The sequence below is a fragment of the Pontibacter pamirensis genome (genome assembly GCF_010015475.1).
GTDB lineage: Bacteria > Bacteroidota > Bacteroidia > Cytophagales > Hymenobacteraceae > Pontibacter > Pontibacter pamirensis.
In genome coordinates this window covers 1-11,883 of sequence record NZ_SSNI01000070.1, presented here as the reverse complement: position 1 = coordinate 11,883, position 11,883 = coordinate 1, and the positions used below count along the sequence as shown (strand labels likewise).

The window sequence follows — 11,883 nt, the reverse complement described above, 5'->3', positions numbered from 1 at the left end:
GGGCTTCAGGGGCCTGTGCTCGGAGATGAGCATAGAGGCTAACATTGCTTTCAATCCAAGAAACGGGCGAGCGGACGGGGAGTATGTCTACTTTGATGAAGAGCTTTTCAAGTGCAGAGTAGTGATTAAGCATGCCAATGCCTGGCTGGATAGCCTTAAGGCCTTGCTCATACGTTTCGAAACGAAAGCACAGCACTGGCAGGCCCTACATTGGCTGGCATTTTGCGTGATGTTTATCCGAAAAATCAACAAAAAACTGAAACACTAAACAGCTTCACAGAAAAGCTGAGTATGAAACCAAATGAAATGGATAAGGTGTAATTTAGCAAAGACTTGTTAGGTTTCGCTGCCTTGTATGAATTTGCTTCACAAAACCACAGACTGCCAGATCAAAGAATAGAAGCATCGAAGTTTATATTCAAAGAGGTTTCAAAGAAAGAAAGGTATCTCTTTACCGACTATACCTGGCAAACATGCCTTATTCATGGGTCACAAAAAATAAGTCTGCCAATGCACATAGATGTTATACTTTCGGTATAAAGAAATGGCGGAAAAAATAAATCATTATACTTGACTTTACGTATAGCAATATTAACTTTGGAACACAAAGTACTTTATATGAATCAGCAGCAAGACCAGTTATCCACCCTGCACGAGATCCGCAACATCATGGATCGCTCTTCCCGGTTTATTTCGCTTAGCGGACTTTCGGGTGTGGCCGCCGGAGTTTCGGCGCTTATAGGTGCAGGTGTTGTAAAATGGTACTTGGTTACGCATTATATAAACTATAGGCAGAGCTTAGGCCTCCACCTGACAAGTGAATCCATCCTCTTTATGCTCTCGGTGGCGGGGCTTGTATTTATACTGGCACTTTGCTCGGCTACTTATTTCACCGCACGCAATGCCCGGAAATCAAATCATCGGGTATGGGACAGAAAAACAGAGCGGATGCTGGTGAACCTGTTTATACCTTTGGCAGCAGGCGGCGTTTTCTGTGCGATACTCCTGTACCACAACCTGCTATACCTGGTGGCCCCGGTCATGCTTATTTTTTATGGTTTGGCGTTGTTAAATGCCAGCAAGTATACCCTGAGCGACATCCGGTATCTGGGCTTTTTTGAAATTATACTTGGCTTGCTTACCAGCTTTTTTGTAGGGTATGGATTGCTTGCCTGGACGGTAGGCTTCGGGGTGCTCCACATTGTGTATGGCATGCTGATGTACTTTAAATACGAACGATAGCAGGCTGGTGAAAGTGTACCTTGAAAATATAAATAAAGCCTTCGAAAGCAAGGCGCGGCTTGGTATTATGTCGGTGCTGATGGTGGAGGAACGGGTAGATTTCAGCACACTGAAGGACATCCTGCAACTAACAGACGGCAACCTGGCCAGTCACCTGCGTGCGTTGGAAGAAGCAGAATACCTGCAGGTAGAAAAGCAGTTTATAGGCCGTAAACCAAACACGACTTATCATGCTACTGAAACAGGCCGCAAAGCCTTCAACAGCCACCTGGATGCACTGGAGCAACTTATTTTAAGTAACAGGAAGGACATTTAATTTTTTTTGTACATATACTTTGTAACTCAAAGTACTTTATTATATCGTAAATAGAACCTTTTTTAAACCTCTAACTTAACTATCATGACACAAAGAAACGGACCACAAAACCAGCCTATCCATCCAGCCTCAGTGGGTAGGCGCATGCTGCAGGGCGCAGGGATTGGTTTACTTCTTATTCTGTTTTTTCTGGTTGGAACTGGAGAACCAGACCCGGAATGGCCAAAGTTCTGGATAATTAAACCTCTGATTATGGTGCCTCTAGCCGGTGCACTGGGTGGTGTGTTTTACTACAACATGGACCATCTGCGTTGCCAAGGCGGATGGAGAGAGGCATTGGCTTATCTATTGAGCCTGGTTGTATTCATCATTGTGCTGTGGCTGGGCACCGTGTTAGGCTTGAACGGCACCATGTGGGATTAATCGGCTAAACTGGTTTAAATTGAAAATTTAATTGAAAATTTTAAATGTAAATAATCATGAAATATAAAAACGAATTACAAGGTGATATAGCGGTGAGTGAGGGATTTACTGCTTTGACTATTATCAGTTGGATATTTGGAATAGCTTTTTTTGCAATCGGCTTTATAAATACTTTTTGGGGAAACGATCCCGGTTTTGGTTTATTTATTCTTCTTCTTTCTCTCCTGTATTTTCTTCCGGTAAATACCATTCTTAAGAGAATAACAAATTTCTCATTTCCTATAATGAGATATGTGAAAATTCTTCTGAGCATTTCTATCCTATGGGCATCGCTAGGCGTGGGTGAATTGGTCGACAAGATTCAATTGATGATGATGGACTTCTAAACATTTAATGCTATTTATTCTATGTGATAATTTAAAAAAAGAAGCTATGACTATTCAAAACAAAAGACTTATCAGCATTGTGCTTGCAGTAGTATTTATAATGCTTATACCACTTATAGCAATGCAATTTACAGATGAAGTAGACTGGGGTCTGTTCGATTTTGTGGTTGCTGGTGTCCTGTTGCTCGGCACTGGTCTCTCATGTGAGCTTGTGCTAAGGAAAGTGAAGGACATGGACTACCAAATTGGCATCATTGCAGTTATTGTATTGGCACTTTTCCTCATTTGGGCTGAACTCGCAGTCGGTATTTTTGGGACACCCTTCGCCGGAAGTTAGGCAGTAGACTATTTAGGATGATGTATTTGTAAATGACTAGGGAACATGATGGATTGATTTAGTTAATGAAACTGCGGTAATGAATAAACCGAAAGTGAGGAAGTTCTGGAGTACTCTTTCAACAAATCAAAAAAATACAGCCATGAAAAATGAAATACTCAACCATCTAAACGATCCCGGGCAACTCGAAAAGCTATACCGAAAGAACAAGGTGCCCTTTAAGCGGGAATTCAGTACCATATATCCGGAGCTGAGAGGCAACGCCCTCGCAGATTTCTGGAACGAAAGACTGAATTACGAGAGTGATGAGATTAACTGGGGAACGGGCAGGGAATTATTGTTTGTAATAATTGCTTCCCTGCTGGCAGGTTTTATTGCTAAGATACCTGCCATGTTCCAGGTTAACGAAGAGTTCTTCTATCCGAGAAACATAGGCTTCATCTTTCTACCACTTCTGACAGCCTACTTCGCCTGGAAAAATAACTTGCAGCTTAAACAGATAGCTTTGATCTGCGGCGTGATGCTCGTCTCACTTGTCTACATCAATGTTCTTCCAGCATCAACTAAAAGCGACACATTACTATTGGCATGTATCCATTTGCCACTGCTGCTGTGGGTGCTGTTAGGCGCTGCATTTGTAGGTAATAATCTACCAGATTATAACAAATGGCTTGATTTTTTGAGATACAACGGCGACCTGATTGTCATGACAACGCTTATCCTGATTGCCGGTGGCATCATGACGGGGCTCACGATCGGCTTATTTTCGCTCATTGGGTTTCAGATTGAGGAATTTTATTTTCAGTATTTTGGTATTTTGGGGCTGGCTTCGGCACCTATAGTTGGCACTTACCTGACGCAGACCAATCCACAATTGGTAAATAAGGTCTCACCTGTAATAGCTAAAATCTTTAGCCCGCTGGTTTTGATAATGCTTGTTATTTACCTGTTTGCCATCGTCTTTTCAGGTAAAGATCCTTACAACGACCGTGAATTCCTGATAATTTTCAATTTGCTGTTGATTGGGGTAATGGCTATCATTTTCTTTTCAGTGGCAGAAAGTTTTAAAACAGCTAGAAACATCACCGCTACCTGGGTACTTTTCCTTTTATCAACAGTAACTATAATTGTAAATTGTATTGCACTGTCGGCCATCCTGTTCCGAATAGCGGAATGGGGCGTTACACCAAACAGGCTGGCTGTGCTGGGCGGTAATTTTCTGATGCTGTTAAATCTGCTCTTCATAACTGTACTTCTTTTCAGGGCCCTTACAAAGAAATCTGATATAGCAGCAGTCGGGAGATCTATAGCCTTATTTCTACCAATTTATAGTATTTGGGTACTGGTCGTGATATTTTTATTCCCGTTGATATTTAGCTTTAAGTAACAGCTGCCAAATATCAAGCCTTGGCTAACAACATTCCGGGTAATGTATTCTTAGGAAATTTTTGCTGGCAAACCTTTAGTAAAACAGAAGCACGAATACAATACAGGAGCAAGGGCGGACACCGGGTTTAACATATGCGAAAACGACAGCTTAAACAAGTGGAATATGCCAACAGGGGATAAACAATGCTGCATCGCCTCATCATATCTTTTAAAAAAAACTGAAAATAAGGACTTAAAACAAAAGTGTAAAAGATAATAGTTACTTTAAAATAAGGAGAAACAGCTATGAATAAGACAATACATGTTGGCAACATATTCAGTGGAATATTTGCAGCAGTTCTTTTTGTAATAGGCGTACTGAATATTTTATTAATACATCCCGTTCCGGGAATTGCTTACTTTTTGCTTTCTTTCCTTTACTTACCTCCGGCAAATGCCATTCTCAGTGAAAGGTTAGGTTTCTCTATTCCGCTCGTGATAAAAATCATCTTGGGTATAGTCATTATCATGTTCACATTAGGTGTAAGTGATCTTGGAGACATGATTGATTGAGAGGTACGTAAAGGTATATCTGATGATTACAAACCTTTGCAAACAAGAAGCTACATAAGTGAAAAGTACCGTGCCTTTTTAGATCTAAAGTTATTTCACTACGCCATCTTGTAGAATGGCCAGTTAATTTATTTTACATGCTTTATGAGTAGTGAATATCCTGTGGTGCGGCAATAATCTCAGGCTTCTATATGTGTAGCAATCAAGTTCGCCCTGCCACCCACTTAATTAAGCTGTACCATTGACAAGCTATGGCAACCGAAGCAAATACAAAAGCCGCTCCAGTTTTACCTGCAGCGGCTTTTGTATAGGTAGAAGAACCAATTAGTTGAACCCTATCCACATAAATTTGACTGCCATCACTGGCTGTCTGAAGGTAGGGGATTAGAGTTCAACCTGATGTTTCAGCAGATTCCGTTACACAGAATGGCATCTGTGAAATAACAAAACTTATATCAAAACGTGGCCTCTTTAATGGCTTTCTGGGGAAGACCAATGGCGGCTGCCTCATCTACCTCATAACATACGTTCCTGCTCATACTTCCGAGCATGCTATCTACCAGTTTCTGTACCTCAGCGGAGTTGGGTGCCTCCCAGACACAAGTGCCTGTTTTCATATCCTTGGACGGGTACACGGTGTGGAGTTTGATATGGGGCGGTATAGCCGCGATGATGTCTGGAGCGGAGGCCCAGAACGGCTCCGGATCCTGGATAAAGTGATGGGCAATGACAAACATAGCTTTAGGATTTAAGGTTGACAAATGGTTTTGTTAGATGAAATGGGGTGGTTGCGAGGGTAGTAAGGTAGTGAAGCTGACCAACGCTGTAATTGCTCAGTCAGTGTAGAAGCAGTTTATTTTATACGTTTATATTGAATAATAATAGTAAAATATAAGATTTATTTGTGTAAATCTGGCAAATGAATTATAGGGGAGGGTAAACTGGAGGAAACTAACGGGAAGATGATAAGCTATTGATTAATAACAGCAGGACAGACGGGAGTAGAGCTTGTATCGGATGAGCACATAAAGATTTAAAGATGAAGAAGACCTTATTTTAATTTAATATTCAGACTATCAGGTTCAATCAAAATTTACTATATCAGCGTGGTTAGATTTCTTGCCAATGGAAGAGGAGCAGGGCTTGTTGACTATTACTTTCATTGTAAGGTTATATATAACGACAATTATGTTAGACAGAAGCGTAACGGTTTCATATAGTTATCGGCTTCGGTAAGCTACTGATAAAGTTTGTGAAACATAAGGAATGTCCTTCACGGTTGTAGAGACTAGCAGGGCAGAAAAAGACATAGTGGCTACCAGTGTTGGCAGTTGGTATTTTATTCTTAAAGCAAAAGCTGTCCGTTATTTTACTCATCCTAATTTAGTTTATTTGAACTTTTAGCCCTTCCTTTATTCGATGTACTTGCCTTAAGATTATCTCTTTTTATGTGAGGAAGGGACTTCAGGGAATCAACCGATCGTTGCGTAGTTGCGTGAACAGGTTGAAAAACGACTCTTCCGTTTGCTGATAGACGGTGAAACCCAACTTGCGGCTCTTTGACATGTCCGTCATCACCTCAATCGGACGTCCCAGGTCCAGATCGGTGTGCCAGGGCGAGGCCAGCCGGCTTAGATCCGGCTCGGCTAAATTGTACCGTACGGCAATTTCACGCCACACGGGACCGTCCTGCGCCATCTGGTCCTCCAGGGGATGAACGGTACCATCAAAGCCAACAGGCTCTACACCGAACCAGCGAGCCAGGCGCTTCCACAGCCATTTCCAGCGAAAGTACTCTCCGTTCACTACATTGAATGCTTTGTTATGGGCTGCTTCCGTGGTGGCTGCCCATACCAGGTGTTTGGCCAGCACCCGGGCGTCAGTCACATCCGACAGGCCGTTCCATTGCGCTTCCGATCCAGGAAATCTGAACGGGCGCTTCGTTTCCCTGCAAATAGTGGCGTAGACGGCCAGGGTTGTTCCAAGGTTCATCTGGTTGCCTACTGCCTTGCAATAACCGTGTGCGGACGATGAATGCTCCAGGTAAAGCCATCACGGGCGGCAGCGGCATATACCTCATCTTCCTGGGCATAATAAAAGTTCTCTATGTCCAGCCGGGGCTGCTCCTCGCGCAAGGGCGTTTCGGGCAGAAATCCTTCTTTCGCATAGGCTTCGAAAGGTCCCAGATAATGCTTTAGTCCTGTTACCAGGGCCACATGCTGCACAGAATGCTTCGGAGCCAAGGCATCCAGCAGGTTGCGAACCATCGTTGCATTCACCCTGATATTTTCTGCCTCCGACTCCATGCGCATCCAGCTGGTGAAAAACACGTGCGTGGGCGCAACATCGGCAAGGGCAGATGACAAGCTTTCAGGATTGAGAAGATCTGCTGCAACTGGCTGTAAACCCTCTATGCTAACGTTAGGATTTCGAGCCAAGCCATAGGTAGTCCATCCTTGGTTGATTAGTTCTTCTGCCAGGTTACTACCTGTGATCCCGCTTACACCCACAACTAAGGCTACTCTGTTCATAATTCTTTTTTTAAATTCATCTAAAGCTTATAGGTACGACTTTTAGCTCCAGGGGGCTACCAGCAATTCAGAATTCATTCCTTTTCAAAAATTTTCTTCCGGTGGTTTAGCCCCCAGCCCTTCAAAGCTTCGATGATAGGAGTCAAGGTATCGGCATAGGGTTCTGGCTTATACAGGATCTTCACCGGGTAATCATCCACTACCACTCGCTTTATCAGCTGGTGCTGCTCCAGGTCCTTGAGTTCCTTGGCCAGCACCTTCGGGGTGATCCCGGGAATACTCTCCTGTATATCGGTGAACCGCTCGTTGCCGGTCATAACAGAGATGATGATAGGCAGTTTCCACTTACCATTAATTACTTCGATCGCATCCCGCACCGGCTTTACCGTGTCAAGGCAGGACAGGTACCCCATTTTATTAGCCATAAGTCATGAAATAAAGTATTTCACTTTCCTTTAGGAAAGCGCTATACAAAGGAAAGTAAAAAACGGTAACTTTGCAACAGCTTAATCAACTGATGCACAGTATTTCTGGAGGGAGAGGCAATTTAAAAATGTCTTAACGGCAGGCCCCGTTGCTTTGGCCGAAGGGATTATCGCAAAGTGGATAAGTGAATACTGGATAACAGGCCGGTAGCTAAAAATTGATCATTAATAAAATAATACAACATGAAAATAGGAGTAATTGGTGCCGGCGTGATCGGCAAGACCCTGGCAAGAAAATTTAGTGAAGCGGGACACAACGTTACACTCGCAGATGCCAGAGGCGTGGCAGGCATTCAGGCAATTGCTAACGCAGCTGGTGTAAGGGCAGTAGAAGTAGATGATGTTGCAGAGGATGTAGATGTGCTTGTTGTGTCTATTCCTTTTATCAATATCCCGGATCTGGTAAAAACACTGCAAGGCAAGATTGGTGATCGTGTCGTGATCGTTGAAACGACAAACTACTGGCCGCATCGAGATGGAAAGGTAGAAGCGGTTGAAAACGGTATGGTGAACAGTGTATGGGTGCAGGAGCAGTTTGGCCGACCGGTAGTAAAAGCATTCAGCAATATTGGCGCGTATAGCCTTGCTACAGAAGGAAGACCAAAAGGAAGTAAAGACAGGGTTGCGGTGGCCGTCTCGGGTGATGAGCAGAAATCAAAAGAGGTGGTGCTAGGCCTGGTAGATGACGCAGGTTTCGACGCACTGGATGCCGGTCTGCTGGAAGACTCCTGGCGCCAGCAGGCTTGTTCCCCAGCCTACTGCACAGACCTGACATTGCCTGAGCTTGTCCAGGCCCGGGCATCAGCCAACAGAGAAGCACTTAGAGAAAACCAGGAGCTGTTATTTGGCAAAATGCAGGACATAGGTGACGAGTACTTTAAGATTATCTTATCAGGAGATTACCCTGAAGGCTTTGTTGACCATGCGGTAGACATAGTCCGCGCTATAAACAATTTGCCTCCAAGAAAGCACTGATAGTTAAATTATTTTTTGAGTTTAGATTGAATACAAGATATGAAGATAGGAATCATTGGCGTCGGCCATATCGGTAAAACGCTGGCACTAACATTAAGTGCGGCAGGACATGAGGTAAATGTCGCTAATTCCAGAGGCCCGGAAACTATAAGTACTGATGTGCTCTCTACAGGTGCGAAGGCGGTTACGGTACAGCAAGCTGTTTTAGAAAAGGATGCTATCATTTTATCCATCCCTCTAAACCGCATTCCTGAGATTGCGCCGCTTCTGGCAGGTGTTTCAGATGAAACAGTCGTCATTGACACCTCAAACTATTATCCGGGACGTGACAACAAGATTGACAGCATTGAAGCCGGGCAGGTCGAAAGCCTATGGGTACAGGAACAATTGGCACGCCCGGTGGCAAAGGCATGGAACGCCATTGGTTCAGATTCCTTTGCAATGAAAGGTAAACCGGCCGGAAGCCCTGACCGGATCGCTATCCCAATAGCTGCAGATCGGGAAATGGACCGAAAGGTAACTATCGCATTGGTTAGTGATACCGGATATGATGCTTTCGACGCAGGTTCCCTGGCGGATTCCTGGCGGCAGCAGCCTGGAGCGCCTGTATACGGCACGGATCTAACGCTGAAAGAAATAGAAGCTGCCATTGATACAGCCGAAAGAGAGCGGTTGCCCAAACGGAGGGATTTGGCTGTTGCGGCATTCCAGGAACGGTTGGGAGATGCCACCACCAACCCCGGTGCGGATTATGGTGTCCGTTTAAGCCGCGTGTTGTACATGTAAATAATATGGTCATGGATTCTTCCAGAGAAAAATTAAAGCACGCCTCTAAAACAAGTAATCAGATGCTAATCGGCTTGCATATAGGCAATGGATACGGTTCTCAGCAGGGAGCTTGGCGCATGCCCGGCGTTGATCCAAAAAGTTATACCAGCTATGATGCGCGGGTCAAACAGGCCCAGGCAGCTGAACGCGGTAAGTTTCAGTTTATCTTTTTGCCGGATGGCCCTGGTGCATTTCTAACTGATATAGAAAATGAAGCGCCTAGTTTTAATCTCGATGTGATGCTCACCCTTGCTGCTGTTGCACGGGAAACCAAGCGAATTGGTTTAGTAGCCACCGGTTCCACTACATTTAATGAGCCTTTCAATCTTGCCAGACAATTTAAAGCGCTGGATGTGATGAGTCATGGCCGCGCAGGCTGGAATGCAGTTACCTCCAGTGGTGATGCCGTCGCAGCAAACTACGGAAGAAACATTCCGTCCAGTGAGGAACGCTATGGACGTGCGCACGAGGTCATCCCGCTCATCCAAGCACTTTGGGGCAGTTGGGGAAAAGATGCCTGGGTACATGACCAGGAGAGCGGACAGTTTGCGAAGAGAGATCAGATCCTTCCAGTAAATGTAAAAGGAAAGTATGTGGACTCTCGGGGACCACTCTATATTCCTCCGTCGGAACAGGGTCAGCCCATCATTTTTCATGCAGGAGGCAGCCCTAATGCCCATGAACTGGCAGGTCGTTTCGCCAATGCGGTAATTGGAGCGGCCTTTACCATTGAAGATGCCCGTGCTCAACGTAATGCATTCCGGGAAGCGGCAAAACGTTACGGTCGTAACCCCGACGAGATTAAATATATCCCCGGCCTGATGACTACCATCGCCAAAGACAGACGCACGGCACTTGATCGCCGAATTAAGTTAACGGAACGGTTATTCCCTCAACGGGTAGCGTATCTCCAACAGATGCTTGGCATACGCCTTGATCTTAACAGTCTGAATGAACCGCTCTCAAAAGAACAATTGGATGCTGCGCGTCCCTCACCGTTTGATCCTCGCTCAGCCCATGCCCTGAAGATTGCAAAGGAAGGCTGGAGCCTGCGCGATATCATTGCCCATGGTGTCATTGATTATCATCCAGTGATTGTGGTGCCGGGTATTGAGGCTGCCGATCATATGCAGGCGTGGTTTGAAGCCGGTGCCGCGGACGGTTTCTGGGTTTCCGCCGACGTTGACGAAGATGGCATCGATGCCTTTGTGGATGAAGTGGTTCCTATCCTGCAGGAACGTGGTCTCTTCCACCAGGATTATGAGGGCAAGACTTTACGCGAACACCTTGGTGCTCCCGATCAGTATGGAACTGACCCTCGCGTTTCCACACAAGGCAAAGGCACCATGGAGGAGTAAGGAATGATTAATCTTCAACGAATTAAACCAAAACAGATAAAATATGGAAATAGGAATAATCGGCGCCGGTAACATAGGCAGCACACTTGCCGGATATTTGACAAATCTCGGACATCAGGTTACGATTGCAAACTCGCGTGGTCCTGAATCATTAAGTGAAATTGCCGCGAAAACCGGTGCCACTCCCGTGACAACGCAGGAAGCAGCCGGAGCAAAAGACCTTGTCATTATCGCAATCCCCGACAAAGCGATAGTAGAACTCCCAACAGATAGATTGTCTGCTTCTAAAGCCATTGTTGTAGATGCGGGTAATTATTACCCTTCCAGGGATGGTAGGAACGCTGCTATCGAAGGCGGGTTAACGGATAGCGAATGGGTAGCCCAGGTGCTTGGCCACCCGGTGATCAAGGCTTTCAACAATATCGTTGCCCCAAGCTTAGCTTCGAAGGCTTTTCCAACTGGAAGTCCGAATCGAATCGCCCTATCTGTCGCCGGTAATGATGAGCGTGAAAAACAAGTGGTCATGGAACTCATTGATAAGATTGGCTTTGATGCCATAGACGGGGGGGCATTGTCGGAGTCATGGAGACAGCAACCGGGTGAGCCTGCCTATTGCCAGGATCTTGATAAAGATGCGTTGAAAGCCGCCTTGCAAAAAGCTGACATCAGTAAACGTGCGGAAAATCTTGCACAGGCAGATGAAATAGCACGCCCATATTTTTAGAGGTATGGGTTGGGTCTTCTCCTGAAATAGGTTGACAGTTTTTAAACCACCTATTAAAGACGGCTTTGAGTCAGCCGCTGTCCCTTAAAACGACGAAATTCTGATACGGGCGGGAGAAATGATCCTCAACGGTAACCAACGCGTCTTCGGGGCTCTTTGCGTTTCACAGCGGGAGCCTTCGTCTCTTTCCCGTTGTCCCGAGAAACGTGGGTGGCTGTTGCACAACTTAGCTTTTAGTACGACTTCCTTGCAGCCATTATTCGGAATAAGCATATAATGCTCCTCTCTTTGATTGTGGTCAAGCGACAGGGGTGAAACCAATAGCTGAAGGTATGAA

General features: G+C 45.2%; 15 protein-coding genes and 1 pseudogene. 12 read left to right on the top strand and 4 right to left on the bottom strand.

The features are described 5' to 3' along the window. From E1919_RS26300 to E1919_RS26265, 8 genes and pseudogenes are all read left to right on the top strand, one after another. Positions 1-268 (top strand): annotated as a pseudogene (locus E1919_RS26300) (IS5/IS1182 family transposase); the annotation flags it as partial. Between the two features lie 350 nt (positions 269-618). Further along, positions 619-1,242, top strand: coding sequence for a hypothetical protein (locus E1919_RS26295; protein WP_162056381.1), 624 nt, complete (start codon positions 619-621; stop codon positions 1,240-1,242). A gap of 67 nt (positions 1,243-1,309) precedes the next feature. Further along, on the top strand, positions 1,310-1,558 hold the full coding sequence (locus E1919_RS26290) for a winged helix-turn-helix domain-containing protein (RefSeq protein WP_394351836.1): 249 nt from the start codon (positions 1,310-1,312) through the stop codon (positions 1,556-1,558). Between the two features lie 84 nt (positions 1,559-1,642). Beyond that, positions 1,643-1,981, top strand: a complete 339-nt coding sequence (locus tag E1919_RS26285; RefSeq protein WP_162056379.1) for a potassium transporter KefB — start codon at positions 1,643-1,645, stop codon at positions 1,979-1,981. Positions 1,982-2,037: 56 nt separating this feature from the next. Further along, positions 2,038-2,367 carry a hypothetical protein gene (locus E1919_RS26280; RefSeq protein ID WP_162056378.1) on the top strand — a complete coding sequence of 110 codons (330 nt, stop codon included), beginning with the start codon at positions 2,038-2,040 and terminating at the stop codon, positions 2,365-2,367. A 46-nt stretch (positions 2,368-2,413) separates the two neighbouring features. Continuing rightward, on the top strand, positions 2,414-2,704 hold the full coding sequence (locus tag E1919_RS26275) for a hypothetical protein (RefSeq protein ID WP_162056377.1): 291 nt from the start codon (positions 2,414-2,416) through the stop codon (positions 2,702-2,704). Positions 2,705-2,846: 142 nt separating this feature from the next. Further along, positions 2,847-4,091, top strand: coding sequence for a hypothetical protein (locus E1919_RS26270; RefSeq protein WP_162056376.1), 1,245 nt, complete (start codon positions 2,847-2,849; stop codon positions 4,089-4,091). A gap of 287 nt (positions 4,092-4,378) precedes the next feature. Continuing rightward, on the top strand, positions 4,379-4,645 hold the full coding sequence (locus E1919_RS26265) for a hypothetical protein (protein ID WP_162056375.1): 267 nt from the start codon (positions 4,379-4,381) through the stop codon (positions 4,643-4,645). A gap of 455 nt (positions 4,646-5,100) precedes the next feature. On the opposite strand, the gene E1919_RS26260 is transcribed toward E1919_RS26265, so the two are convergent. From E1919_RS26260 to E1919_RS26250, 4 genes are all read right to left on the bottom strand, one after another. Next, positions 5,101-5,382 carry a hypothetical protein gene (locus tag E1919_RS26260; RefSeq protein WP_162056374.1) on the bottom strand — a complete coding sequence of 94 codons (282 nt, stop codon included), beginning with the start codon at positions 5,380-5,382 and terminating at the stop codon, positions 5,101-5,103. 727 nt (positions 5,383-6,109) lie between these two features. Beyond that, the gene (locus E1919_RS27820; protein ID WP_237144872.1) at positions 6,110-6,532 is read right to left on the bottom strand and encodes a Rossmann-fold NAD(P)-binding domain-containing protein; all 423 of its coding nucleotides are present in this window, start codon (positions 6,530-6,532) and stop codon (positions 6,110-6,112) included. Positions 6,533-6,645: 113 nt separating this feature from the next. Further along, positions 6,646-7,176, bottom strand: a complete 531-nt coding sequence (locus tag E1919_RS27815; protein ID WP_237144871.1) for an NAD-dependent epimerase/dehydratase family protein — start codon at positions 7,174-7,176, stop codon at positions 6,646-6,648. A gap of 74 nt (positions 7,177-7,250) precedes the next feature. Then, positions 7,251-7,601, bottom strand: a complete 351-nt coding sequence (locus E1919_RS26250) for a winged helix-turn-helix transcriptional regulator (protein WP_115567831.1) — start codon at positions 7,599-7,601, stop codon at positions 7,251-7,253. 243 nt (positions 7,602-7,844) lie between these two features. Here E1919_RS26250 and E1919_RS26245 point away from each other — a divergent pair, with 243 nt between their 5' ends. From E1919_RS26245 to E1919_RS26230, 4 genes are read left to right on the top strand one after another with little or no spacing between them, the layout of a single operon-like run. After that, entirely contained in the window at positions 7,845-8,636 is a 792-nt protein-coding gene (locus tag E1919_RS26245) for an NADPH-dependent F420 reductase (protein WP_162056373.1), read from the top strand. 39 nt (positions 8,637-8,675) lie between these two features. Beyond that, the gene (locus tag E1919_RS26240; protein ID WP_162056372.1) at positions 8,676-9,422 is read left to right on the top strand and encodes an NADPH-dependent F420 reductase; all 747 of its coding nucleotides are present in this window, start codon (positions 8,676-8,678) and stop codon (positions 9,420-9,422) included. An 11-nt stretch (positions 9,423-9,433) separates the two neighbouring features. After that, the gene (locus E1919_RS26235) at positions 9,434-10,822 is read left to right on the top strand and encodes an NtaA/DmoA family FMN-dependent monooxygenase (protein ID WP_162056371.1); all 1,389 of its coding nucleotides are present in this window, start codon (positions 9,434-9,436) and stop codon (positions 10,820-10,822) included. 43 nt (positions 10,823-10,865) lie between these two features. Then, the gene (locus E1919_RS26230) at positions 10,866-11,546 is read left to right on the top strand and encodes an NADPH-dependent F420 reductase (protein ID WP_162056370.1); all 681 of its coding nucleotides are present in this window, start codon (positions 10,866-10,868) and stop codon (positions 11,544-11,546) included. The last annotated feature ends 337 nt before the right edge of the window (positions 11,547-11,883 follow it).